Genomic DNA, 25,394 nt, shown 5'->3' with positions numbered 1-25,394 from the left:
CGGCAGCTTGGGCTTGAATTGTTTGACGCGTTCGCGGAGCTTCTGCAGGGCCTCGATGTCGGCCGTGGTCAGCGATCCTTGTCACCCAGATGTTTGGCACTTATGACTCTCGCGTCGGTCGCCTTCTTGATGACATTGTATAGCTCGGTCTCAAGTGAGCTATTGTTACCGCCATCGTTGCTGACAGGTGTGGAATAGAAGGCGATCTGCGCGAGGTGCCTCGACCTCTGGTCCGGTTCTTCTACCTGCCTTCCGGGCAGGATGAGAAGTTGCGCATCCGGCCGAATCGCTTTTGCGTCAGTAGGTTTGGCTTCAATATCAGTACCGAAACTCGCATAGAGCAGGGCTTCCGTGCGCAGGATCGCGTAGAAGAACTCGGCGTCGAGTGACAAATCGAGGTGTTTTGTGACTGAGGCGAATATGTGCGAAAAAACGAGATGCTCGATCTGCTGTTCGCTCAGCACGACCACCTTTTGCGTATCGGGTCCTATCGTGACCAGCCTCGTGATATCAGCTCGGGCGAGCTTGCTCCAGTCGTCGTTCGAGATCACAATGTTCGCGCGAGTCATTCTCGCCTGAACTTCTGCAAGAACCCAGGGATATTCGACCGGCGGCAACTTTGCTTCGTCGACCACGACGTCTAGACCCGACGCAGTGCTCTGGGTCAGAAAGGCATTCCAGACCGTCGTGGATCGACCGGCCTCATTCTCGCGGAGGTTCAGCGTTGTGAATACGCGCGCGAATAGATCCTGTGGCAGGGGCTTTCCGTCTTTTTCAACGACTTCGGACAGAGTCTCATAGTTGCCGTCCTTGTCGCTCGTCGTCGCAGCACCCCACTCGGGAGGTGAGTCTGTGCCGTTTTCGGTCCATAGCGAAACAGGCAGGTGCGGGAGAGGCTGGAAAGTGCCGTCCGCCTTCTTGACCTTCACGGCGCCTTTGACGAGCCAGAGGTTATTGATCCCCACAAGCGTCTTGTTGATCGAATCTGCAGTTTCGGCGGTCAGAATCCCGGTGGCCGGAAGCGTGCTGAACGTCTGAAAGTCAGACACCAATGCGTTAGTGATGTCGCCATAGCGCTGTTCGTCGACTTCCTTGTTGTAAGCCGTGAGCTTCGCGCCGGTCGGCTTTTTGATCGGAGGGTTCGGCGTGATCCCCCACAAAGGGACGAGGGCCTTCTGCAGAATGGTGACGAGGTCCTTGTCTGCGGTTGCGGGATCGAGAATTGGTAAAACGGGTTTCATGAAATTTTCCCCTAACTTCTAACGCCAGTTACTTGCGAATTCGTACGTCAGCGATGGTCGGTTCTCAGAATTCTTCAATGAACTGCGAGCGCGCATTGGCGTGGTACGATCAAATCATCAAAGTGCTCCGGCAAGCGCGGCGACTGCTCCTATGGCCGCGCCAGCTATAAGGACAGGTGCTGTGACTGCAGCGACGCCGACCACGGCTAGTCCTATTAATGCTGCGGACGCCGCTCCAAGGGCCAAGCCTGCGCCTGCCGCGGCCATACCACCCGCGACCTTGCTCTCAAACTTGCTTGCAATCTTCTCGCCCGCCCACATGATGCCGGTATAGGCGAGCGCCGATGCGCCGACGGCCCCTCCAATTAGGCCGGCAGTCACAGCGGTCGTACCCAGGGCTACGGAGGTGACGCCAATAGCCGTCGTGCCAGCGATAGCAGTGGAGAAGGTGGCAAGCCCGCTGGACGCCAGCCCTGCAACATCGGCTGGAACGTTCTTCAACGCCCCGCTCTGCAAGTGCTCAGATAGATCTTTCGAGGACTGATATACTCCAAAGGGACCGAGTGCTCCTCCGATCGCGCCGCCAAAGCGGCCCACGTTATTCGCAAATCGGTTTCCTTTCGCAGCACCGAGCGCGACTTTTTTATAAGCTTCAGCCAGCGCCGCTTCGCCTTCTCCTCCAACCTTCGCGAAAGCCTCTTTGAGAAAAGACGACCATGCGGTGCCAGAGTTCTTGTCCAAGAACTTACTAAGCCGTTGGAGGAGCGGACCACCCATTGCTTGATCCGCTTGGCGGAGCAATCCGCGCTGCGCAGATGCGGTACGAGAGATTCGTTGCAGATTGTCAAGCTCGGTCTCTCCAGACAGCAACTGTGTGACCGCATGCCCCAAGTTTGATTTCTTGGCCGCGTCCACAGATCGCACGGCGCCGATCGTTCCGCCCAGAGATGCTCCCTCAGGGGCCAGTTGGCTCCAGTGTGGGTCAGCCTTGCTTGATGGTTCGTTTGACCTGAGCCCGCCTTGATCGATGAGCCTGGTTGGATTTGATCGCGCGTATTGAAACAGGTTTGTGCCATCACCTATTCCCATCGGATCCGCCGACACCCATCTCCCCAGCCACGTCGCGAGATATCGCGCCGAGTGATAGTTCAGTCCGCTCTCTTCATCGCGTTCCTTGCCGGTGAAGCGGAAGCGCTTGGCGGCGGCCTTGATCGTGGGATTGACGGCCTGGTAGGCGGTCGTGCCGAAGGGGTGGAATTCCTCGTAGGAGATCACCGGCGCCTTTTTTTCGAACTGGGTTTCGAGGCAGGCGGAGCCGAGGTGGTTGGGGAACTGGCAGCGGATCAGTTGCTTGGCGACGCCGTCGTTTGGCGCTGTTGTGCGGGTTTCGAACAGCGCGAAGCGCCGTTCGCCATCGGAGACGTGCAGGGATCGCCGTTCGACCTTGACGTCGTCCCCGTTCGCCTCGTAACCGCGGTAAATCTCGCTCGATCCGATGTAGAGGCGCTCGTTCACCCGTTTGCCGTCGAGTTCCGTCACCTTGCGGGCACGCTCGCCGCTGCCGTCGTAGACGTAGTAGGTGACTTGACCCTGCGAAAAGGGACGATCCGCGGCGCATTTGACCTTCTGGCGCATCGTCAGGCGCAACTGATCGCGAAAATCGGTTTCCATTTGCTGCAAATGCGGCATCGCGACCATGCTGCCATGCGCATCGTGATCGTACTTGTAGGTTGTGCCCGCGATGGTCGTGCTAATCAGCTTGTTCGACTTCTTGTCACGCGATCCCGCGATCAACTCATATCCGTAGACGCGTCGCCATGAGTCGTTCGGTTCGGCCTGATGCTGCATCTCCTCGATATTGCCAACCAGATCATAGGCGTAACGCTGCGTGTAAATGCGCATCGCCTTCTGATCGTTTGGATTGGCAAAGCTGGTGAGCTTGCAGTTTCCGTCAAATGTCCCCATGCGATGGGCATCCCAGGCATTTGGCGGAAGGTTTTGTCCGATATGCTCGCGCCCGCTCGCGGATGTCAGCCGGTATAGCGCATCGTATGCGTAGGCGGCGTCGGGCTTGACTACCTTCTGCTTGAAATAAATGGTCTCCTGGGCGCGGTCCTGGATCGCGGTAATATTGCCGACCGGATCGTAGACGTAGTCAAGCGATTGATAACTGGCCGATGAACTTCCGGTATCCTTGTCGACCGTGACCAGGCCGGACAGCCTGAACGTCTTGTCGTCATAGCTCAAGGTCGTGCGCAGGCCGTAGCCATCGTGGTTGTTGCCGTATTGCACGACGCAGCGCTGGCCGCGCGCGTTGTAGTCGATGCCGCGCACGATCAGGAACGGCTCCGGAGGCGTCCTGACGGTGGTGGCGAACAATTGGCCGGCAACATTGTAGCGTCGAAAGGTCGGGCAATCCTGCGCGTAGGGCGTTACCAGCCGGATAGGGCGGTTAAGCGCGTCGAAGTCCGTGCTCGATGCGTGCGGGTCACTGTCCAGTGCAGGGCTCGCAGACCAGTCAGGCGTCGACTTGTAGTCGCGGCAAAATTGCCGTGTCGAGGCGAGCAGGTTACCCTTTGCGTCGTAGCTTCCGACGGTCACCAGGCCGGCCGTATCGTAATGCTTCCACACCCGACCGCGCAGATTGGCGTCCGCCGGCGCCCCCGGCTGCTCGCCGTAGATGAAGCGTTCGTAGCAGACCGCGTCGGCATGATTGTCGGGTGACGTGTGCCCGCTGGTAATCCAGTTCTCGGCCGGCCGCCGCAGCGCGTCATAGGTATGCCTGAAGAAATGGTCCCGCTCGTTCCAGCGGTACATCGGTTGGCTCGCCGCATCCGGCAGCGTCCAGCGGCTTCCCGCATCGATGCTGGTCTCCTGCAGCGGACGGCCGAGCATATCGTATTTCCAGACCATGGCGGGGCGGCCGAGCGCATCGATCACTTCGCGGCGGTTGCCTTCGATATCGAGGATGGTCCGCGTATGCGCGAACTGTTCCTTTGACACATTTGAACGGGGATCAACAAAGCGGTTGTGCGTAACGACGAGGAACTCGCGTCCCAGCGTGTCGAAGTGCGTCGTCGTGAAGGTGCCTGCATGTTCAGCGGTCTGTTTTGCCGCTTGTGCCTCCTGCTTGGGCCGCCATTCTGCTTGAACGCCTGGTTCGGACAGCGCGCGTTGGTTATACCATGTCGGCGATGCCGTGCCGATCAACGGCCAGTCGACGGGGGGCAGTCGGTTGAAAAACGCGGACACGTCGGGATCGTCGAGCGGATCAATGCCGACCGTGTCGTTGCGATCCCATGCGTCACGCAGCCAGGGATCGAAGACCACCTTCTCCCAGCTGTTGTCGGGATGCAGCGTCGCGACCACGCGTCCGAGAGGATCGTAGAACAGGATCGGGCTGACCCCTTCGGTGCGGCGGAATTCGAAGTCATGAGGACGCGAACCGGCGCCCTGGTCCTCGTGGAAGAAAGGCTCATACTGCCGGACCGGCTGGCCCTTGTTGTTGAAGATGGTCCACCCGCTGCCGACCCAGCGGCGCGGCTTGGTCTGCGCAGGATTGTCCTTGATCAGGGGTGCGGTGCGAACTTTCTGCTGAATCTCGCGGCCGAAGCCGTCGGAATAGCTGAACCGGCACTGGATATGATCGGCCAGAACGAAGTTTTCCAGTCCGGCATGCCGACGTGCGATGGCACTGTCCGCAAACGGCCGGTTGACATGGAATTGCCGCTCGAGAGTGGCGGCAAACACCGGTGATCCGGCCTTCTCGGCGGCTGCGGCATCGTAGAACCGCATCACGTTGTAGACAAACCGGGTGGTGGCGCCGGCGAGCAGATCTTCTGCCTTGCCGACCGGATCTTTGAAGAAAGCACCGACCTCAGCCGGGCTGAGGTCGGGATTCAGGTTTTCCAGGGTGTCGCCGAACTCGCCGACCGGCGTGCTCTGCCCGAGGACCGCCGTCGCCACCACCAGCCCCCGCAGGTCGAATGCTGCGGCGAGATAGTTGTCGTTGGCATCGACCAGGAGTCGGGGTTGCAGCACGCGGTAGTCGTACGTCGCGCGCGTCGTGTTCTTCGCAGCGTCGGTGATCTCTGCGACCCGCAGAATGGCATCGTCGTACGCTACCCATGTTGCGTTGCCAAATGCGTCGACAAATCTGTGCGGCAGGAAAAATCGCTTGCGGGCAAAAGCCAACTCCGCGGCCGATCCTTGCGGGGTGCCCGACGCATCGGGCGAGAAGAACGTCCGGCCGGATGGTATCCAGAAATGGTGGTCGCCTTCCGGTTCGGCGTAGCCCGCCGATCGATCCCGAAGATAGCCGGACACGTCATCGGAACCAACATTGTCTTTATACAAATCGAGTAGGCCAGGCGTCAGCGCCAGCTTGAGGGCTTCGCCCAGCAGGGCGAGCGACTCCAGACGGCCGAGCGGCAGAAGGATTTTGAGGTCGTTGGATCGATAGAACGTACGATGGTGCTCGACGAGCCTGCGCTGTCGCTTCGCGTAGCTTGCGTTGGCCTCGTATGCGATTTCCTCGATTGCGCTGAGTTGCCCGACCGCATCCTGCAGGATTTCGAAGGTCAGCCCGCTGCCCTTTTCCGCCTTGGCATTTTGCCATTCGTAGTCAGTGAGTTCGTATGTGCGCTCCTCGGCGGGCAGGGGAGTGCGCCATTCGTCCGGCAGATTCTCAATGGCATTGGTGAAAATGCTGTCGGTCAGAGTCAGCAGCGTACGATTTTGGGCGGTGGTTTCGTTGGGTGTAAGCTGATGCTGCGGCGGCGGCTTGTCCTTTTGACCGCCCGGCTTGGGCTGAGGTGGAACGTCCGGTTTGGTCGGAGGGGGATCGTCCTGCTTGGGCGGAAGGCGGCGACCATATCCGATAGCGACGGACTGTTTGACATTGCCATATGCATCGACCTTGAGCGTCAGGGTATGCGCGACGCGGGGATCGGGTGGGGCGATGCGCTCGTAGTGGGCATGCAGTACTTCACGGGGATGAACGAAGAAAACCGCATGACGGTTCCTGCCGCGCAGCTGCACCGTGCGGATGGTAAAATTTTGTTCGATCGTCTCGTACGGCCGTGCGGCCCGTTCCCGGACCTCCAGCGCCGAATCGTCGTCGGCATCGAGTGCATAAATTTCCTGTCGCAGCATGCGGCCGCGCAACGCGCGATGAGCTTCAAGCTCCTCGTCGACGCTGAGGCCCTCCGGAATGGTGCTTTCCGCCAGACGGATGGCTCGTTCGTCGTCGCCGCGCCAGTAGGTCGCCTTGAAGGCTTCGGTCAGCGAACCGTCGAGGCTCCAGGCGCCGTGGTGAAACCACGTTCGGGTCAGTTTGGGTGGCACGTAGCTGGCTGACTGCCAGTTATCGGCCACGTCCCCGGCGGCCGATAGCGCGCCGATTTCGTCCGTGTCCCATTGTTCGACCATGCCGAAGCCGCGAAATTCGCGCTCAGCTCCGTCGAAATATCCGTGATGATAGGCGTATCGGGAAACGAAGCGATTTCTGCCGATCAGGTCCCGTGTTTCGACCGCTTCGATCACATGAACCGGGAACGGGAGCCTTGTGATCCAGGGCTTTCTATCCGCCAGATCCTTCAAATAGAACTGCGTCGAACTGCAGTAGGAAAGTGCGGTTTCCGCTCCCAGGTTATTGCGGACCAACGTCAGCAAATGCGGCTTGATACCGCCGGTCAGGTCAACGACCTGGAAGTGAGCGGCGGAATCTCCCGGTGCAGGGGATGACCAAACGAGGCAGTCTGTTCCCCGACCGAAGAAATCGGTCGCGGTAACGCCCGCCAGGGAATGCGGGATCGGAAATGGAATCTCGCGTCGCTCAGACCAGCTGTTGCCAGATTGATTTGCCCAAAAGGCAGCGCCTTTGCGCCCGAGGTAGACTAGATCGGCAACGCCAGATCCATCCGCATCCAGAAGCCGAATTCGCCTCGGGTCGAATTGGTCGATGGTGTCGAAAACGGGCGCATAATCCATGGTGACGCGAGCGCCAAACCTGCCGTAACCAAGATTTGGCCAGTAACAGACGTCCCCGTTTCGAATCCGAACGATGTCCGTCAAGCCGTCGCCAGACAGGTCGGCGAGAAAAATCGTCTGGTTCACCTCGCTGAAAACACATCGTGGCCCGCGCTTCTCGTCGAGCACCTTGGCCACGCGGTGCACGGCTCCGTAACCCGCTTCCCCCAGCGCTTCCTGCCAGACAAGGCAATCGTCCTCCGTGATGAACAGCTCGGCGAGGCCGTCACCATCGAGGTCGATCATCCGCAGATTGGGGTCGTCGAGAGAATATGCGGGATGACGCGGCAAAGGTCTGGGTCGTTCCCAGCCACCCGAGTCGTTCCGTTCATAGAAAAACGTGGCGCCCGATGAACGCTCGAGAACGTCGAGCGAGCCGTCACCCGCAAGATCTACCAGTTGGGCTGTTGCATTGCCGATCGCGGTCGCAGCTTGCAGCCGTAGCGGCCTCTGCGGCGCGAATGCGCCACCCGTGGCTGGGTCGTTCGGCGCTGCATCCGGCGTCGAGCTGCTGGTCCAACGGTTTGGCGCGTACCACCATGCGTCATTGCGACGCGAAAGCACGCCTTGAATGCCTTCGCCATCGAGATCGACCCATTCATACCGGCCGCCATCAATGCCTTCCGGAAGCGCCGGCGCGTTCGCAGGCGAGATTTGCTGCAATTCCATCGCACCGCTGACCGAGTACTCGAACTCGAGCGGCGGCCATGGGGCCGTTTCGTAGGTCGGCGGATTGGCTCCCTGGGCACCCTTTCGGCGAACATGCACCTGTTGCATCGATTCAAGCTTGGTCAGGATCGGCACGCCCTGGCCGCTATTCGCCGCCGCGCCCGCGGGCTCCTGGTATCGAAGCATGAGCGCGTGCGTAATGCCCGCGTAGCCTGTCTCTCGTCCCTCAATCTCGATCGAGACGCTCGTTTCGAACAGGATCTTCTGACAGAGACGATACGAACGAATTTCGAACCCGGCCCGGTAGCTTGAGAACGGATCACGGCGCGCCAGCCAGTTGCCGTTGTCCGGCGCGAAGTGCTCGAGCCCGCGTGCGGTGTAATCGAAAAAGGCCCGGAATTGCCAATGCTCTGAAAAGGACTCTGCCGAAGCGATCAGGGTTTCGACGGACGGCCAATAATCCGCCCCGTCTTCCGCAAAGAAGGGCGCAATATTGCCGTATGAAATCGACTCGAGGTGAGACCCGGCTACTCCGCAAATTCCCTGAAGCCGGTGAGCTTCCGAGAGATCGTTGACATCGACACCCTCGAAATTCTCCGGCTTGTAGCGATAAACGACAGCGTTTCCCTTGTCGTTGAAAGAACACTCAAGGAGCCATTGAAAAACGCGCGAGGCATCCGACGGGTCGGCGATGCGTGCGTCCGTCGAGAAACCGAGAATATGCGTCACGTTGTCGCGCGAGATCACCCGCCAATGGTTGTGCGACGGGATGTCTGAATGAACCCACCATTCGATCCGCGCGAACCCAGCCTCCACCCTCGGGCGAAATCGGCGCACTAGGTATCCGTCTCTGCTCTGAAGATTCTCCGGCAGCACCGGGACCAAATCCTCGGCGCCGGAAAAGATGAAAACATCGGTCGGGGCAACATCTTCATATTTCGGCAATCCCTTGTCGGTCTTGCGCGAGATAGAACCGATGTCGAGTTGCCAGCCGGCTCCGAAGGGGCCGTTGCCTGAGCCGGAATCGTAGGACAGCGTCAGGCTTGGCTGGAGTTCTCCGCGGGTCGACATGAAGGGTAACGGAACTGCAGTCGTTCCCGTCCCTGTACATGCGTTGACTGAGAACTTCTCGCCGATTCCCCTTAGAGCGCCGCCGCCCTTTGGAAGGCTCAGCGAAGGGACGGAAATAGATGCTGAATCCCGCGAGGCCGACGGGGCGGGTTCGTTGGCGCTGCTGCCGCGTTGGCTGGAATGAGCCGGTCTCATGAGCAGTCATGACCGGCGCAAAAACGCAACACGATTGCTGATACGGGCCGAGCGACTCCCACCCCAAACCCCCACAGACTGGCACTGACGCTTGCCGTTCGCCAAACGGTAGCGCTAAAGTAGAGCAAAATCAATGTACAACGTAGGGGGATTTTCATGTCGTCGCCATTTCCAGGAGAGCCAGAATTGCAAAATCGCTTCGTACGACCTTTGATATTGTCGGTTATCGGCATTGTGCTCATTGCCGCGCTCATTGTCGGCACCTTGTTCGTCGCCAATCGTTATGCAGTGCAACCTTTCGCACCCAAAACCGACACTGCGTCAGCAGCCGGCCAAGCGAAGACTCCGCAGCAGACCGAAGCCTACTTCACCAATGGATTGAAATCGCAACCTTCCGCGACTGACGAATGGTGGGGTGCGCGGTCTGATCATCGGCTGCTTGCGTATGCGGTATTCAGCTGCAAGAAGTTGTCCGACGTCGTGCTGGACGCGATGCCGCGCCAGTATTTCAGCGCCTTGCTCCTCGATCTGGCGCCATCGGGCAATCATGTCTTTGTTGCCAAGGAAGGTGAAGAAGCGCTGCTTGCCACGCGCGACAAGGACATCAAGCCGCTGGTGCTCACTGGCACTGATCAGGATCTTATCTCGCTCAGTGATTCAATTGCGCGAGCACGTCTTGCTGCGGCTGATGGAGCCAATTCGAATGTCCCGTGGGTTCAGCGCCTCGGGGTCACGACCCTGATCATTTCTGCCTTGGCGACCCTTTTCGTTACTTTGCAGGGAAAAACAAGGGCTGTCGAACTGTCAGACGAAGACAAGAAGACTCTGGATAAATCTTCCATCGGTGTCAGATTTTCCTACGCTCTGTGGGGGCCGGGATCCGGCTTTAGATGGGTCGCGTTTCTGGCGATTGCCTTGTCGATTACGGGCACGTCGCTTACCGGACTAAAGCAGGTTTATGATCCGACGAGGATACTTACTCAAAATACCCGCGCACTGCTCGACCTGCGGCAGCTTCATCAGGAAGTCATTCTTAGCGTCAAATGTGATGCGAAGGAAAGCAGGGCAGCCGTTGATTCCAATAAGATGACAGACTGGATAAACGCTATTCGCCGTATCCGAGCGACAATTCTGCCCGAGTATGGGGCATACGCAAATCTTGATGTTGGCGGTTCGTCCCAGCGCTTCGAACCGACATCGAACCAATCTCGAGGAGCGCCGGCGGAGACTCAAGGACAAGATCAGACTGCTCCTGCAGGATCCCCCACTCCGCCGGCCAATAAATGAAGACAATCTTTGTATCTTGATTTTGTAGCGGTTCTCCGCTGGACAACTTTCTCAGCGCCTTGAACGTCTCTTGCGCTATCGATCATGGTGACCTCCTTTAAGGAGAGAAGATTCACCATCCTAAACTCGTTCGAAGGCAAGGTTCGACTGGGCTTGCCGCAGCTAAGCGAGGTGATGCTTCATCTTGCATCGGCCGCGCGTCTCAGACGAGCGCTCAGCACGACCAAAGCTGCGCTGGGGAGGCATCCAGAAGCTACTGCTATACGAAGTCCGGCAGCAGCTCCATCGTCACCATTTGGTGCAAGGGCTTCATCGTTGGGCAAAGTTCGGGAGCGGAAGCCAAAGCAAGTGGTATCAAGCCTTGCGGCTGACGGAGAGCCGCGGCGGACGAGCGTGCGCTCGCGGATCGCAATGATTTCGCGGATGCGTCACGTAAGATCATAGTCGAAACGGCGCTGCATAGAAGTAGGACAGGACGATCGCCGAGTCGCCGGCGCGGCCGGCCTTTTCGATGCGAAGCCGCCCTATCAGGGCATCGACCGGCCTGGCCGCGGCAATGATCGCGACAGCGTTCAAGGTCGTGACTTAACCCTCTTCGTGCTCGGTCGGACGTTGAGCGGTCAAGTCTCGGAGCGCGCGGGAGGAGCGGGCGCGGATCGCGCGATCGCACGACAGTTGCGCAAACTTCCGGGTGCCTCGCCATCACCGCACGCGCTTCAATTTAGCAAAATATCCCAAATCTCGATAGAAATCGATTGATTAACGCCCTATGGTTGTTCGGCGTCAGTTTGGTTGTGACCGATTTTGAGCTATGAGCCGATTATCAGGATCAACGCAGCGCATTTTGGCTGTTTTCGCCCGCTTGGTCGTTGCGGCGATGGTTTCTACAACCGCGCCCCCCGTTCAGGCCGCCTATTTCGATATCGTCCGTGAGAATATCGACTATCTGAATAATCCGCTCGAGGACATTCAGTTCGAGCCACGCTGCAATCTGGTGATGTCTGGTACCATCGACGGCAATACGGTCGCGGATTTCGAAAACGCGGTCAAAGAACTCGACGCCCGAACCACTCCGAAGCGCGATAACGATGTTCTGGCTCCCCTGGAAAAGCAACCTGGGTTCCGAGCGCTCTGCATGTCGAGTTCGGGCGGCCGGATTCACGACGCGCTTGATCTCATCCCTCACCTGGATCGCTGGATCGCAGTCGTCCCGCAAGGAGCTCTGTGCGAGTCGGCCTGCGCCATTGCGTTTATGGGCGCCGGGCTGTTCGCCGGCCCGTACGGGGACTTTGGGTTCTCTTCGACCAACCGACGGCAGGCCAGGTATTTGCATTATACGGGGATATTGTCCTTTCACGCGCCGACACTTGAGGGGCTGCCCGACGGCACGATCACCAAAGATCAGTTGCTCAAAGAATACGAACAAAGCCGCCTCACAATGGGTCGAATCCTCTTTCTTCAAGGGTGGGATTACCTGACCCGCGATCAGCCTAGTGGCTTAGGAACGCCTGACCTCTCGACGAGCGAGTCGATCGAGCGGATGCTAAGCACGGCGGATGTCGATCCCTTCCTTCCCGCGTCTCTCTTTTTCACTTTTCTAGTTACGCCCAACAAGTCTGCCTTCCATGTCCAGACCGTCGAACAAGCTCTGGTATGGGGTCTTCAAATCTACGGCTTGTCTCGCAAGTCGCTCGAGGAGGATCTTCCAGAGTTCTGGTCTTGGCGGACTTGCGAAAATCTCGCTTGGATGATGTGTCACAACCCCTTTCAGTTGTCTGGTGCATGCAACACGATCGGAGTTAGGCGAACGACATTCGCCGACACCAGCACGGTGCCCTACATCATCGAGAATAGGGGGCGATCGGGAATAGAGCAGTTCACACAGCGGCGACGCCGGTCACGCGTTTTACGTGCACGCGCGTGACGCGAGCGGCCACGAGGTCGCGGTGCCCGGGGCGATTTCCCAGCAAAAGTTCTGCGTCAGAAAGACCACGGACTTTTCTATCCGCCAGACGGACGGAAATGGTGCGTGCGCGAAGACAGGGCCTAACGCCAAAGACCTAGCCGAGTTGAATTTTTCGCGGATCGCAATTGAACAAATGGTGACACGCGTCATTTTTGGCACGCTCCCGAAGGGAGTGGCCATTAGCAACCCACAACGCAATTTATTTCAGGACGTCGGAAAAAGGATTGATAGATGAGTATGCGGCAGGCTTTTCGATTTCGAGTGCTTCTCTTCGTCCTAGCTCTTATTCTGGCGGGATCGGGACTCGTCATTCTGCTGATGGACAATAGCAATAAAGTCATCGCGGCCGAGACCGACAGCGCGCCCGGCCAGTGCGATCAGAATTATACTTTCTGCCGAGCACAATGCGGTAAAGACGACGACAAATGCCTGATGGATTGTCGGAAGGCTTACGATGCCTGCCGGCGGCGCGGCATTCCGGATCGCTGAGCCCGTACAATGAGCACATCCTGTGTAGGCGACTTCCTTTCCTGCGCCGGCAGATCTTTTCGTGCGGCTCGGATCGTTAGGGTCCCGATCGCGGTGGTGATAATAGGCGGCGGATTGCTCGTTCTCCCGCCGCAGACAGAGGAGGTCTATCGAGTCGTCGCGCAAGATGTTCAGTATGGATATAACTTTAGGTGCCTCGCGGGCATTCTCGACAAGACCTGTCCTCACTTATCGATTTTGAGAGAATCAATATTCGCGTTTCTAGGCTTGCTCGGCGCTGCACTTGCGATCTGGTATTGGGCTCGGCGTCTCGCGTCGCAATTTTGGCCAAAGTCGGCCGACGCTGGAGTGGAGCGAGCAATCCTGCGAGGTGTTCCAGCCGTACTTGCGGTCGCATTTTTGCTGACTGCGGCTTGGGGCGTCTATAGCGCCATTCCGTTCACTCCGGGCGGACCGAAAGATGCCGTCCTCAATGTGATCACGGAGCGCAAAGCGATCGCGCAAGTCGGTCTTTCCCCGACCGCCCGCCAGCTATCGGCGATGCGCGAGACGGTCGAAGTATTGATCTTGCCCACGAACGTCATGAACATCATGGCGGGTCTTTTAGCAGCTGTCGCGGTCTCGCTCGCTTGCCTCTTGCCACGCGCGAAAAGCCCCGCGGATATCGCGCCTGCCAGTCGCTGGGAACGACGAGGTCCAGTACTCATCTTTTTGATTCTAGTGACCGCCTTCGCGATGGCGCCGGTCTCGATACCACAATTCATCGGCTCGGTCGGGTTACTCGGCCTATTTCTTATGTGCGCGACAGCGATCCTTTCGCAGCTTTCCGCGCTCTCGTCTCGGTATGAAATTCCGTTCCTTTTTCTGCTATCGTGCTGGATGCTGCTTCTGTCCTGGTCAGGCATCAACAATGACCATATCGTCGAAACGGGCGCGGTCAGCTCCAAGGGAGAAAGCGTCGCGTCGTCCGCGAACCGCTCGTTCAACGAACTGCTGGCGGAGTGGTATGAGAGCCGCACGGATCGGAATCGGTATGTGTCGCCCAAACGCTACCCGCTTTACATCGTGGCGGCGCAGGGCGGAGGCATCTACGCCGCCTATGATACAGCCCGCGTCTTGGGCGTCCTTCAGGACAGATGCGCGGCATTCGGTTCGCATACCTTCGCGATCAGCGGTGTCTCCGGAGGTAGCGTCGGAGCCTCCGTGTTCGTCTCCCTGCTGAAGCTCAAGGCGCCGACCACCGATCCGGCCCGCTGTAAGGATCAGACCAAACCCAACAGCGAGCTCTTTGCCGACGGCGGTTCGCTGGCAAACCGAGCGAGCCAGATCCTCGATCACGATCTTCTGTCGCCGTTGATTTCCGGGTTGCTGTTCGGCGACGTGTTGCAGTCCGTACTGCCGCGGGACTTCCCGGTGTTCGATCGCGCCAGAGCTTTGGACCGTTCGCTCGAAAGCGCTTTCGACACTCCTACCGACCTCGCGAGCGGAGGGCCGACGTCGATGTTGGCACCGCTGAAAAATCCCCTGCGAAATTCGTTCGCCAGCCACTGGCACGCTAAGGCTCAATGGCCGGCTCTGCTTCTGAATACGACCGATGTCCGGAGCGGCGAGCGGCGGATCATGGCTCCATTTGATTTCGGCAGGGACCCGCAAAAGATGCTCCCCGTCTCGGGAAACGGAGAGCTTGCAAACATAAAGTTGAGTACAGCGGCCTTCCTAAGTGCGCGCTTCCCCTGGGTGACGCCGTCGGCCTGGTTCAGGGACAAGTCTGGCAACATCACCTATCTGGTCGACGGCGGCTACTACGACAATTCGGGGCTGGTGACCGCGCAAGAGCTGATGGCAGCAATCAAGACTTCTGACTTGAAGGACAAAGTCGAACCAAAGCTCATTATTTTGACGGGGGCTCCCGGAGCCGTCGATCCGATCGGCGGATTGCACGAACCGCTCGATCCCATCCGGGCGATGTTGAACTCTTGGGGCACGCGACCGGTCGAGGCGATACGCTCGGCAGATCAAACGTTGAATATCTCGCCGGATGCGGCAAACACCGTTCGCATCCTCCGACTTCACGGGCTGCTGTATAACCTACCCCTCGGATGGCGGCTATCCGGCGGGACGGTCGATCTCATTTCGGCCGAAGACCCTTTGCCGGGCCAGTGCCGCGGCGACGGAAATGCGACTGACAAGACGAACGTGTTCGATGCCGACTGCCTCCTGAAAGATCTCGAGAAGGAACTACTTTAGCAAGCCGATCGCGTTCGATGGGCGCCGCATCGGCGCTGAATGAGGACGATTGAGTTTCGCCGTCGTAAATCGCGATCAGGCGAGGGTGCCGGCGCCGAGAATACCTGGCTAGGCTGCCCGACGGATCGCGATCAGGCTGAGCGGTGCGACGGGCAATTTGCCTTTCGCAAGTTGTCAGGCTTTTGCCCGCGTCGGAATACCCATTTCGGGCCGTAGCTCGAATTGTGGGTTTGGGTCTAAGATGGTCGAAAATGCTTTATCTTTCAACGGGGGTTGACTGACACTCTCTCCGCCGAAGCACCGTTCTCCCTTGTATCCGATCGTTCGAATCGACAGCAAAACAGATGAGGGGTGCGACAAAGGCCGTTGCCGTTAGTTACGCGACTTGATCGGCATCACCTTCTTGGGATCGAGCCATTGGTCGACCCGATCAGCCCAATGCTGCATCAGCTTCGTGCGCGAGCCGATCAGCGCGAGCGGTCCGTGCTTCTTGTAGAGACCTTCCACAGTAGAGTTATCGAGATGCGCGAGCTGCAGCTCGACGACATCGCCATCCCATGCCTTGGCGTCCTTGATCTCTTCGTGGTGAGACAGGGTCGAGAAGGTGGTCCGGAATCCGTGGGCACAATGATCAGTCTTGGTGTCAATGCCAAGCAGCCGCAAGCGCTTGTTGAGCGTGTTGTTTGATAGGGGCGCGTCCTTCGAGCAGGAAAACGTGTACCGGCGATGGCCGGTCAGCTTCTGAACGCTGCGCAGGATTGCGAGTGCCTGCCGTGACAAAGGCACGACGTGGTCCCAACCGGTCTTCATCTTGGCGGCTGGAATAGCCCAGCGTTCGTCATCCCAATCTACCTCGCTCCACTCCATTTCATTGACCATGCCGGGGCGGGGAATGGTCAGCGCATCGAAGCGCAAGGCAAGGCCAACAACGTCACTAAACCTCGCTCTCGTCCACGGTGCGCTGATGAGCTTGAACACGCGCGTCACGTCGCGTGGTTCCGTGACGCCGGGACGCGGCGTCGAAATGTTGGCAATCATCTGCCCATTCAGGTTGCGGAATGGATTGTAGCCGTCGCCTTCGATATCGGCATAGTCGCAGATTTGCTCACCGATGCTGCGCACGCGGTCGCGGGTTTCCAGCTTTCCTTCGGCTTCGTATGAACGCATGAAAGCGAGCACGTCCGGACGCTTGATGTCCTTCCTGCACAGCTTGCCGAAACGAGCCTTGACGTAGGCGACGCGCAGCTCGAGCACCTCGATGGTCTTAGGGTCGCGCACCGCGACGATCCTGCCGCGTCTGACTTTCTCCACTTTCTTCTTCGCGAGCCACTCGTCGGCCCATTGCTCGAAAGGCCGGACTGCCGCCTGCCTGTGCTTGTCGAGCTGCTTCTCGGTGCTCGGGTCTTTGCCTTCCTTGAGCAGATCCTTCGCCTTATCGCGCTCGCGCCGCGCATCGGCGAGCGAGAACGTGCCATCCTTGCCGTTGCCGTAAGGGCCGATGGAGTAGGTTTTCTGACGGCTGTGGAAGCGGTAGCCGATCCGCCAGAGCTTGGAAGCAGCGTTGCCGGGCCGGCTCTGGTCCGGCGTGACGAAGAGATAGAGGCCACCGCCGGTCACGTCGGAAATCTTAGCGGGGCTCCACGCGCCATGGTCGAATTTCGGTCGGGCGGCGCGGCAGTCGACGTCGGTCCTGATCTGCTTGGGATTGGCGCATGCGCCGTCGTTCTTGCCGGCCATCTGCTCAATTCCTTCATTCGGAAAAGCGAAAGTCGCCGTGAACGTTTGTTCTCCCGATACCAACACGATACCAGCAAAAATACCAACAAATCGGTCGGCTGGGATCGGAGGAGAACAAACAGTGACGAACAAGAATGTACGCAGAAGTGCCTATTGTTCAAGGGTTTCCAAGCACTGCGCGGACGGTTGCGGACACTTTGGAACGGGCTTGAACAGCCTAGTTGGTGCCCCTGGCCGGAATCGAACCAGCACTCCTTGCGGAACTCGATTTTGAGTCGAGCGCGTCTACCAGTTCCGCCACAGGGGCATTCGCCAGCTCCCGGCCAGGAAAACGGCCGGGGGTCGCGAAGCGCCGCGGACTATAGCGGCCGGCCCGTCACGGTCAACCCGCGCGGATGTGATTGTCCCGCGCCTCGACAGCGGTATTTTCGCGCGATACGACCTCGGTTGAACCATGGAGCAGGGGGCTTGGCCCTTCCGAATGATGCTCGCAGGAGGAATGCCGTGACGCTCGCCACCGCCCACCCGTCGCATGCTTCCGCCGCCGGCAATCCGGCGCTGGGCTCGGCGCTGGCGATTGCCGTGATTGCGGCGGCGACGCTGGCCGGCGCCTGGTTCTTCCAGCTGGTGCTGGAGATCATGCCCTGTCCGCTCTGCCTTGAGCAGCGCTATGCCTATTACCTCGCGCTCCCGCTCGGCGCCGTGGTCGCGTTGGCTGCCGCCCGCGGTGCGCCGCGGTGGCTGCTGCTTGCAGGGCTCGTGATCCTCGGCCTCGCCGCGCTCGCCAATGCCGGGCTCGGCGCCTATCACGCCGGCGTCGAATGGGGTTTTTGGCCGGGGCCGACCGATTGCACCGGACCGCTGGTGGATTTCGGCAAGGCCGGCTCGCTGCTGGACCAGCTCGACAAGGTCAAGGTGATCCGCTGCGATGAGGTGCAGTGGCGCTTCCTCGGCATCTCGCTTGCCGGCTACAACGTGCTGATCTCGCTGCTGATGGCCGCGATCGCCGGCTGGGGCGTAGCGAAGGCGGCCAAGGTCTGACGTGAAGGCCTGACAGAACAGGCCCGACTCAACCGACCTATTTCTTCTTTCCCGGTGCGAAGCTCGGTTGTCCGCCGCCCTTCAGGCTGGGAGCCGCGGCGATCACCTTGACCTTCTCCTTCTTGGGCTTCTTGGCTTCCCGGTTGCTGCGTCGCTCGCCTTTGGACATGACGGTCTCCATTGTGCTTCTCGAGAGGATCGGATCGATCCGCCAAAGCTTGGCCGTGGCGGCAGGCTCTGACGTCGATGTGGATTTGCCTGCGCGAAGCAATGGCGGCTTCGCGAAAACGCGTTAGGTGTGGAGGAGAGCCGCTGCGATCACACCAAAGCAGGCAACAGCGCAACGACGATGGATGCCACGACCCATTCGGCCAGCTGAAATTGCCGCAAGAGATGCTTCCTGTTCATTGCGGCGATAGGGCGCGCGGCCCTCAGTCACCGGCCGATGCCGTGGGACACGCGATGATCGTCGAGCGTAGGCCGATGTCCCCCAAATAGCGAGCGCGAAAGTGTCCGGCAGTGCTGCGGCAACGACGCACAGCATGCAAAGGGCAAGCGGGGCGTCGTTCCGGTCTCGGCAATAGAGCCAGGAAAGCCCAAAAAGCCCAGAAAGCTGTGGCTATTGCGGCCGAAGCGGCGCATGCTGGCCGCGGGGCCGCACCGCCGCAAAACGTTTCGCAAAGGCTGGCCCATGACCATCCGCTCACAACGTGAAGTCGTCACCTTCCGGCATCCATTCCGGATCAGAGGCATCGATCGTGAATTGCCCGCAGGCGCCTATGAGGTCATTACCGACGAAGAGGCGATCGAGGGGCTCTCGTTCGCGGCGTTCCGCCGTGTCGCCACGATGATCATCGTCCCGGCACAGGGCTCGCGCGGACTGGCTACGGAGATGGTGTCGATCGGCTCGGTCGATCTCGCGAACGCCCAGCGTATCGACGCAAGCGCATCCCATGACTGACGAGCCGCTCGACCTCGATCGCCACCGCGGCATGGCGGCGCAGAAGGCCACAGATATTCGTCGCGCGCTGGCGGAAATCGAGACCCACGCGAGGGATCTGCGGGAACGCCAGGCCGCGCTGGAAACCGGCCTGCTGGCAGCACCCGCGACGTCGTGGCCGGAGGTCGCCGCCAAGGCGCGCTACGTCCTGAATCTGTACGCAGCCAGCCTGCCTCCGGAGGACACAAGGCATCGCGATCTGGTGACGGCAATTCTCGAGGATTTTGTCCGGCTCACCGAGCCGCGATGAGCCAGGACCACTGCGCGGCTTTGAAGGAACCGGTCACATGACGCTTAGGCAGGGTCGCTTCATCAGCTACGAGTACGACAGGATGGTCGTGCTGTTTTCGATGCATGACGACCAGAAGGAGATCCATTGCGCGATCTCGACCTCCGCCATGGATGAATTGGAAGGTGGGGCGCTCGGGCGCGCGGGCCACCGCGAGACCCAGTTCATGCGCCTGCGCGAGCGCATCGAAGCCTGCGCCGACGGCAAGTACCAGGCGAAGGAATTCGAGGGAGCGCCGCCCGGGATCGTCCTGCGCAGCATCGATTTCCGGAAGCAAAGATAGCGGCTTCCCTGTGCGAAGGCCCTGATGCATGTCAGGTGTTCCAAGGTGTATCCCGCCGTCACAGTCCCCGACTTTGCGCAACAGACGAGCCTATGCTGATCATCGTGCGCCGCGTCCCCGTTGAGCTGTTGCTGTTGGCCAATGAGACGCTGATGCGTCTCAAGAGCCGGCGCAACCTCATCGCCACGTTGATGAGCGAGCAGCGCCCGAGATACGCGATCGCCGAGATACATGGCGCGAGCTGCCGGCTGACCGCGTTGTGGCGCGCAGTCGCCAGGGAGCGGCTCGAGGAATGGAACGAAGCACAGCCCGATTCGGTCTATGCCCGGATCACCGGGCCCTTGTGGCGCGCTGCAGCGGTTGCGAAACTGCACACCGACCGGGACGAAGAGCTGTGGTTCGATCCCGCGGAGCTGACGGCGTTGGCGCGATCGTTCCGCGATCAGCCGAACCAGTCGACGGCCGAGGCATGATCGGGATTGGCTCTACCCATCCCACGCGTTGGTCCAATCGACGCTTTGAACCTAATCGTCGACGTCGTCCTGCGGCCGTCCGAACAGATGGATGATGCCCGGCGTCGAGATGGTGACGAACAGGAAGCGCGACAGATGGTGCGCGCCGACGAAGATCGGGTCGATGTGCAGCGTCAGCGCCAGCGCCAGCATCGCATCCATCGCGCCGGGCGCGAAGGCGACCACGACGTCGGAGAGCCGCACATGGGTGGTGAAGCCGATCACCGCGACGAACACGGCGGAGATCAGAATCGCGATCGCGAACGAGCCGAGTCCGGCATTGACGTGGCTCAGCAGGGTCGAGGTCTTCATCCGCGCGAAGCGGGTGCCGATCAGCGCGCCGATGCCGACCAGCGCGACGTTGCGGATCCACGGCGGCAGGCCGCCATCGACCAGCCCAGAGCCATGCAGCAGGCTGGAGGCGAGCATCGCGCCGAACATCCAGCTCGCCGGGAATTTCACCCAGCGCAGCAGTAGTGAAACGCCGATCGACCCGGCGATCAGGGCGATGAGGCCGAATGGTGAGGCGACCGAGGTCGGCAATGCCGGCGGCGCGCCGTGCGTCACCCCGGTCAGCGCCAGCACCAGCGGCAGCGCCGCGGTCAGGATGATCACGCGCATGGTCTGCACCACGGCAATCGCCGCGACGTCGGCGCCCTTTTCCGCGGCCAGGATCGTGATCTGCGACAGCGCGCCGGGGCTGCCGGCGAGGAAGGCCGAGGTCTGGTCCCAGCCGTGGACGCGCTGCAGATACAGGCTCGAGCCGAAGGTCGAGCAGAACGTGGCCAGCGCCAGCAGGCCGATGGTGAGCGGATAGGAGCTCATATGCTGCAGCAATTGCTGCGACATCAGCGAGCCCAGCGAAATGCCGAGCAGCAGCAGCACCGACTGCGTCAGCACCGGCGGCACCGCGAGCGGCCGCCCCATCAGCGCGGCGATCGCAACCGCGGCCATCGCCCCCGAGATCAGGCCGCCCGGCAATTCTGCCCACAAAAACAGCAAGCCGCCGCCAGCGCCGATGACGAGTGTCTCGAGCCCGTTCAGAACTTTGCTGCGGTCGGGAATGGCCGTTGCCATCGAAGCGCGGATCAGGGTCACGCCGCCTTATGGCAAATTCGCAACCACGGGACAAATGCATCTCGCGATTGCAGCATTGCGCCGGAAAACGCTGGCGACTCGCCTGGCGCACAGATTTTCACCCTCCCCCGCGGGGGAGGGTGAAGGGCATCAAAGATGCCTCAGCGTTACTTCGTCGCCGCGGGCGCAGCGGCAGCACCGCCCGCCTTCTTGCACTCGGAGCGGAATTTCTTGCGCTCCTTGCCATGCAGGCCCTTGGCGTCGGCCTGCTTCGAGCATTCCAGCGACTCGGCGGTGCGCGGCTTGGCTTCCTTCGGCGCCTTGGTGTCCGCCTTCGGAGCGGCGTCCTTGGCGGCAGGCGCAGCAGTTTGCGCGAAGGCGCCGCCCATCAGCAGCAGGGAGGCAAGGGCGGTTGCGGTCGCGAACGTGGAAATCTTCGTCATGAAGGCACCTCGTGAGGAAAGGAGGCCGAAACGTTGCGCGGCGATGCTGAACCGTGGATGAACGTGCGGCGGTCCCGCCGCCACAATATTTTGAGGGGGAGGCGCGTCCGCGCGTTGTCGCAAGTCCGGGTTGCGCTAGGATAATGGTCTTATGCCAATGCCCCCCAAAGGGAGACCAGGGATGACCATTCAAACCAGATTGTTGTGTGTGATTGCGGTGTCGGGCTTTGCAGCCTTTGCGGCGAGCGCACCGGCGCAGGCCCTGACCGCGCAGGAATGCAGCGCCAAGTACCAGGCGGCCAAGACAGCCGGCACCCTCGCCGGCCAGAAGTGGAATGATTTCCGCAAGGCTCAATGCGGCGCCGACGCGACCCCGGCCGCGGCGCCCGCCGCTCCGCCGCCTGCTGCAGCTGCGCCCCCTCCGGCCGCGCCGAAGGAGGCCAAGAAGGAAGCCGCTCCGGCCGCAGCCCCGGCGCTGCCGGCAGGGCCCGCCGTGTTTCCGAACGCCATCGATCCCAAATATGCCAAGGAGTCCGAAGGCAAGGGACGCATGCATACCTGCGTCGACCAGTACAACGCCAACAAGACCACGGGTGGCAATGGCGGCCTGAAGTGGATCCAGAAGGGCGGCGGCTATTACAGCGAATGCAACAAGCGCCTGAAGGGCGCCTGAGTCAGCCGAAGCGAGTTTGATGAGCGGCCGGCGCGAGCCGGCCGCTTTTCTTTGGGCGCGAGCTCTATTGGCCTTCCGCCAGCAGCTTGTCCGCCGACTGCGCCAGCAGTTGCGCGCGCTTGCGCGGGCCGCGGTCGAGAAACAGCAGGCTCTGGCCGAAGATGAAGCAGTAGAACAGGAAGGCCTGCGCATCGGCCTCCTCGGCCGGCAGCCCGGTGGCGCGATAGAGCTGGCCGACATTCTTCAGCCGCGCGGCATCGACGCTCGCGGCGGCAGTGGCCGCGGCCTCGTCGGTGCGCGCCCATTGCCGGATCGCGAGCTCGACCGCCATCGCCTCGGTGTTCATGCGCTCCGAATAGAGCGTGATGATCGCCTTCAGCCGCTCGCGCGCGCTCGCACCGTCGAGCGCGGTCTGCTTTTCGATCGCGGCGATGCGGCCGTCGCGCCAGCGCGTCAGCATGGCCTCGAGCAGCGCGGCGCGGTCTCTGAAGCGGCGGTAGAAGCCGCCTTTGGTGACGCCGAGATTCTTGGCCAGCACCTCGACCCGCACGCCGTCGATGCCGGTATGGGCGAGTTCGGCAAAGCCGGCCGCGACCCAGACGTCGCCCTTGCTTTCAGTCATGTGATCTCCGCGCACCCTCATGTGCGATGGGAGCGTCATCGCGCACTAATCTCTTGTTTGAGCATGATCTCCGCGCAAACGCGTTGCGTTTGTCGCGAGGGAAAACCGCTTCGCACTTTTCCGGATCATGCTTTGATACGGTACCGTATTGCTAGCCCGCTTTGTCCCTGATACGCTACCGTATCACAAATCGAGGAGGCGTACGATGGAGGGCGAGGCGACCTACCGCGGCACGGTCTATCCGTGGCACTGTGACCACATCGGCCACATGAACGTGATGTGGTATGTCGGCAAGTTCGACGAGGCGAACTGGAACATGTTCGCGCGGATCGGGCTGACGCCGACCTATCTCCGCGAATCCGGCTGCGGCATGGCCGCCGTGCAACAGACCATCTCCTACAAGCGCGAGCTGCTCGCCGGCGATATCATCGAGGTCAAGAGCCGGCTGGTCGAATTCCGCGACAAGTCGATCCGCTTCCTGCATGAGATGCGCAACGCGGAGACCGGCGAGGTCGCCGCGACCTGTGAGGTCGCGGCCGTGCATATCGACCGCGCGGCGCGCAAGTCGGTGCCGTTCGCGCCGGCGATCCGCTACGCCGCGATGCCGCACCTCGTGCCGTCAGAACCTGTGATCGCGTGACCGCCATGCCGCGTTTCGTACCGAAGAATCCCGACTATCGCGCGGTCGCGACCGCGACATTCGCGCGCCAGCGCGCGATGCAGACGCTCGGCATCTCGATCGCGCGCATCGAGCCCGGCGAGGTCGTTCTCGCAATGCCCTATGCGCCGGAGTTCTGCCAGCAGAACGGCTTTGTGCATGCCGGCATCATCACGGCGGGGCTCGACAATGCCTGCGGGATCGCCGCCTTCACGCTGATGGCTGAAGGCGCCGACATCCTCACCGTGGAGTTCAAGACCAATCTCTTGGCACCGGCGCGCGGCGAGCGGTTCGTGTTCCGCGGCGTCGTGGTCAAGCCCGGCCGGACGCTGACCGTCTGCGACGGCCGCGCCTATGCAGTACAGGACGGCGTCGAAACGCTGATCGCGACCATGAGCGGCACGCTGATGGCGCTGCAGCGGCGCGCGCAATAGATTGTGACGAGCAATCTATCCCCGTCATGCTGAGGAGCCGCGTAGCGGCGTCTCGAAGCATCGACGGCCCGGGTGGCCGTGCATCCTTCGAAGCGCGCAAGAGCGCGCACGTCCAGCGACAACAGCGAAGCCGTTGCGCGGGGATGACGGGACTGTGAAGCCGTCGTGCCCAGCATCTGCGCATCCTCCCGAGATCGTCGCATTGACAAGCTCCCGCCACAACGACCTGATACGCGGATGCTTCACGTGAGCGTCTTGTCATGATCGCCAGCCTCAGCCTGATCCTGCTCTGTCAGCTGGTCGGCGAGGTCGGCGTGCGGGCGCTTGGCGTACCGGTGCCGGGGCCGGTGGTCGGGCTGGTGCTCCTGCTGTTGCTGCTCTTGGCGCGCGACCGCTTTCCGGCGCTGGCGCGCGGGCCGCTCGGCGATGACGGTGTCGAGAGCGCGAGCCGCGCCATGCTGGCCAATCTTTCGCTGCTGTTCATACCGGCCGGCGTCGGCGTGGTGCAGAAGCTGGATCTGCTCGCCGAGCACGGCATCGCGATCCTGGTGATCCTCGCGGTTTCGGTCATCGTGACGCTGCTGGCGACGGTCGCCACCTTCGTTGCGGCGAGCAGTCTGCTTCCGCGCGAGGAGGACAGGCCGTGAGCGATAATCCGTTCTCGCTCTGGGTCTATCTCTCGCAGTCGCCGCTGCTCTGGCTGACAGTGACGCTGCTGACCTATGCCGCAACCGATGCGGTGTCGCTGAAGACAAGGCGGCATCCGCTCGCCAATCCCGTGCTGCATTCGCTGTGGATCATCGGCGCATTCCTGCTCGTGACGAAAACCTCCTACACCACCTATTTTGCCGGCGCGCAGTTCGTGCACTTCCTGCTCGGACCTGCGACGGTCGCGCTGGCCGTGCCGCTCTATGAGAACCGCAGGCGGGTCGCGGCTGCGATCCTGCCGATGCTGGTTGCGCTCGCGGTCGGCTCGCTCACCGCGATCGTCTCGGTGGTGCTGCTGGCGCAGGCGTTCGGGCTGCCGCGCGACATCATCCTGTCGCTGGCGCCGAAATCGGTGACCGCCGGCGTCGCGATGGGAATCAGCGAATCCCTGCATGCCGATCCGTCGCTGACGGCGGTGTCGGTGATCCTCACCGGCATCATGGGGGCGATCATCGTCACGCCGCTGATGAACTTCACCGGGATCACCGACTTCCGCGGCCGCGGCTTTGCCGCCGGCATCGCCGCCCATGGCATCGGCACCGCACGCGCCTTCCAGGTCGACGAGGTTGCCGGCGTGTTTGCCGGGATCGCGATGAGCCTGAACGCGCTGGTCACCTCGCTGCTGGTGCCGCTCGCCGTGACCTATCTGGTGCGCTGACTCCGGCTGCAGGGCAGTTTTGTGCTGTTGGTATGGCGTTCTGCAGCAAATCCTTCTAGGGTCG

22 protein-coding genes and 1 tRNA gene are annotated in these 25,394 nt (G+C 60.9%); 14 read left to right on the top strand and 9 right to left on the bottom strand.

Features of this window, described 5'->3' with window-relative positions:
* Nucleotides 1-68: 68 nt before the first annotated feature.
* Together WDM24_RS35920 and WDM24_RS35915 are read right to left on the bottom strand one after the other, a co-directional pair.
* The gene (locus tag WDM24_RS35920) at nt 69-1,241 is read right to left on the bottom strand and encodes a hypothetical protein (protein ID WP_338829106.1); all 1,173 of its coding nucleotides are present in this window, start codon (nt 1,239-1,241) and stop codon (nt 69-71) included.
* A gap of 117 nt (nt 1,242-1,358) precedes the next feature.
* Complete coding sequence (locus WDM24_RS35915) at nt 1,359-9,011, bottom strand: SpvB/TcaC N-terminal domain-containing protein (protein WP_338829104.1); 7,653 nt, start codon at nt 9,009-9,011, stop codon at nt 1,359-1,361.
* Nucleotides 9,012-9,362: 351 nt separating this feature from the next.
* Here WDM24_RS35915 and WDM24_RS35910 point away from each other — a divergent pair, with 351 nt between their 5' ends.
* Complete coding sequence (locus WDM24_RS35910) at nt 9,363-10,493, top strand: hypothetical protein (RefSeq protein ID WP_338829103.1); 1,131 nt, start codon at nt 9,363-9,365, stop codon at nt 10,491-10,493.
* Between the two features lie 438 nt (nt 10,494-10,931).
* Here WDM24_RS35910 and WDM24_RS35905 read toward each other — a convergent pair whose 3' ends face one another.
* Nucleotides 10,932-11,069 (bottom strand): hypothetical protein, encoded by a 138-nt coding sequence (locus WDM24_RS35905; protein ID WP_338829102.1) that lies wholly within the window; start codon nt 11,067-11,069, stop codon nt 10,932-10,934.
* A gap of 268 nt (nt 11,070-11,337) precedes the next feature.
* Between WDM24_RS35905 and WDM24_RS35900 the strand changes: the two genes are divergently transcribed.
* From WDM24_RS35900 to WDM24_RS35890, 3 genes are all read left to right on the top strand, one after another.
* Nucleotides 11,338-12,417, top strand: a complete 1,080-nt coding sequence (locus WDM24_RS35900; RefSeq protein WP_338829101.1) for a hypothetical protein — start codon at nt 11,338-11,340, stop codon at nt 12,415-12,417.
* Between the two features lie 273 nt (nt 12,418-12,690).
* Nucleotides 12,691-12,948, top strand: coding sequence for a hypothetical protein (locus tag WDM24_RS35895; RefSeq protein ID WP_338829100.1), 258 nt, complete (start codon nt 12,691-12,693; stop codon nt 12,946-12,948).
* A gap of 348 nt (nt 12,949-13,296) precedes the next feature.
* Nucleotides 13,297-15,195 carry a hypothetical protein gene (locus tag WDM24_RS35890; protein WP_338829099.1) on the top strand — a complete coding sequence of 633 codons (1,899 nt, stop codon included), beginning with the start codon at nt 13,297-13,299 and terminating at the stop codon, nt 15,193-15,195.
* 372 nt (nt 15,196-15,567) lie between these two features.
* On the opposite strand, the gene WDM24_RS35885 is transcribed toward WDM24_RS35890, so the two are convergent.
* Together WDM24_RS35885 and WDM24_RS35880 are read right to left on the bottom strand one after the other, a co-directional pair.
* Nucleotides 15,568-16,932, bottom strand: coding sequence for a tyrosine-type recombinase/integrase (locus WDM24_RS35885; RefSeq protein WP_338829098.1), 1,365 nt, complete (start codon nt 16,930-16,932; stop codon nt 15,568-15,570).
* A gap of 222 nt (nt 16,933-17,154) precedes the next feature.
* Nucleotides 17,155-17,239: transfer RNA gene (locus WDM24_RS35880), tRNA-Leu, on the bottom strand.
* A 197-nt stretch (nt 17,240-17,436) separates the two neighbouring features.
* On the opposite strand from WDM24_RS35880, the gene WDM24_RS35875 reads away from it, so the two are divergent.
* Nucleotides 17,437-17,973: a disulfide bond formation protein B gene (locus WDM24_RS35875; RefSeq protein WP_338829097.1), complete on the top strand. Its 537-nt coding sequence runs from the start codon at nt 17,437-17,439 to the stop codon at nt 17,971-17,973.
* 37 nt (nt 17,974-18,010) lie between these two features.
* Here the strand turns inward: WDM24_RS35875 and WDM24_RS35870 are convergent, their stop codons facing one another.
* Entirely contained in the window at nt 18,011-18,142 is a 132-nt protein-coding gene (locus tag WDM24_RS35870; protein WP_256434592.1) for a hypothetical protein, read from the bottom strand.
* A gap of 522 nt (nt 18,143-18,664) precedes the next feature.
* Here WDM24_RS35870 and WDM24_RS35865 point away from each other — a divergent pair.
* The 4 genes from WDM24_RS35865 (at nt 18,665) to WDM24_RS35850 (ending at nt 20,018) form a co-directional block, all read left to right on the top strand.
* Nucleotides 18,665-18,934 (top strand): hypothetical protein, encoded by a 270-nt coding sequence (locus WDM24_RS35865; RefSeq protein WP_166307451.1) that lies wholly within the window; start codon nt 18,665-18,667, stop codon nt 18,932-18,934.
* Nucleotides 18,927-19,223, top strand: coding sequence for a hypothetical protein (locus WDM24_RS35860; RefSeq protein ID WP_029077633.1), 297 nt, complete (start codon nt 18,927-18,929; stop codon nt 19,221-19,223). The genes WDM24_RS35865 and WDM24_RS35860 overlap by 8 nt, the downstream gene beginning before the upstream one ends.
* A gap of 37 nt (nt 19,224-19,260) precedes the next feature.
* Complete coding sequence (locus WDM24_RS35855) at nt 19,261-19,545, top strand: DUF1488 family protein (protein ID WP_029077632.1); 285 nt, start codon at nt 19,261-19,263, stop codon at nt 19,543-19,545.
* Between the two features lie 92 nt (nt 19,546-19,637).
* A complete protein-coding gene (locus WDM24_RS35850) occupies nt 19,638-20,018 on the top strand; it encodes a hypothetical protein (protein ID WP_338692141.1) in 381 nt (126 codons plus the stop codon).
* 51 nt (nt 20,019-20,069) lie between these two features.
* On the opposite strand, the gene WDM24_RS35845 is transcribed toward WDM24_RS35850, so the two are convergent.
* Together WDM24_RS35845 and WDM24_RS35840 are read right to left on the bottom strand one after the other, a co-directional pair.
* Nucleotides 20,070-21,155, bottom strand: a complete 1,086-nt coding sequence (locus WDM24_RS35845) for an AbrB family transcriptional regulator (RefSeq protein ID WP_414645649.1) — start codon at nt 21,153-21,155, stop codon at nt 20,070-20,072.
* Between the two features lie 146 nt (nt 21,156-21,301).
* Nucleotides 21,302-21,577 (bottom strand): PsiF family protein, encoded by a 276-nt coding sequence (locus tag WDM24_RS35840; RefSeq protein WP_029077629.1) that lies wholly within the window; start codon nt 21,575-21,577, stop codon nt 21,302-21,304.
* A gap of 181 nt (nt 21,578-21,758) precedes the next feature.
* Between WDM24_RS35840 and WDM24_RS35835 the strand changes: the two genes are divergently transcribed.
* The gene (locus tag WDM24_RS35835) at nt 21,759-22,250 is read left to right on the top strand and encodes a hypothetical protein (RefSeq protein ID WP_166210739.1); all 492 of its coding nucleotides are present in this window, start codon (nt 21,759-21,761) and stop codon (nt 22,248-22,250) included.
* 64 nt (nt 22,251-22,314) lie between these two features.
* On the opposite strand, the gene WDM24_RS35830 is transcribed toward WDM24_RS35835, so the two are convergent.
* Nucleotides 22,315-22,872 (bottom strand): TetR/AcrR family transcriptional regulator, encoded by a 558-nt coding sequence (locus WDM24_RS35830; protein ID WP_338829096.1) that lies wholly within the window; start codon nt 22,870-22,872, stop codon nt 22,315-22,317.
* Between the two features lie 205 nt (nt 22,873-23,077).
* On the opposite strand from WDM24_RS35830, the gene WDM24_RS35825 reads away from it, so the two are divergent.
* The 4 genes from WDM24_RS35825 to WDM24_RS35810 all read left to right on the top strand — a co-directional run bounded on the left by WDM24_RS35825 (nt 23,078) and on the right by WDM24_RS35810 (nt 25,330).
* The gene (locus WDM24_RS35825; RefSeq protein WP_338692139.1) at nt 23,078-23,512 is read left to right on the top strand and encodes a thioesterase family protein; all 435 of its coding nucleotides are present in this window, start codon (nt 23,078-23,080) and stop codon (nt 23,510-23,512) included.
* 5 nt (nt 23,513-23,517) lie between these two features.
* On the top strand, nt 23,518-23,964 hold the full coding sequence (locus WDM24_RS35820) for a PaaI family thioesterase (protein WP_338692138.1): 447 nt from the start codon (nt 23,518-23,520) through the stop codon (nt 23,962-23,964).
* Nucleotides 23,965-24,224: 260 nt separating this feature from the next.
* On the top strand, nt 24,225-24,611 hold the full coding sequence (locus tag WDM24_RS35815; RefSeq protein WP_338692137.1) for a CidA/LrgA family protein: 387 nt from the start codon (nt 24,225-24,227) through the stop codon (nt 24,609-24,611).
* A complete protein-coding gene (locus WDM24_RS35810; protein ID WP_166298995.1) occupies nt 24,608-25,330 on the top strand; it encodes an LrgB family protein in 723 nt (240 codons plus the stop codon). The genes WDM24_RS35815 and WDM24_RS35810 overlap by 4 nt, the downstream gene beginning before the upstream one ends.
* The last annotated feature ends 64 nt before the right edge of the window (nt 25,331-25,394 follow it).

The organism is Bradyrhizobium sp. 27S5 (assembly GCF_037217225.1).
Lineage (GTDB): Bacteria > Pseudomonadota > Alphaproteobacteria > Rhizobiales > Xanthobacteraceae > Bradyrhizobium > Bradyrhizobium septentrionale.
This window is presented reverse-complemented; position numbering and strand designations above follow the sequence as displayed.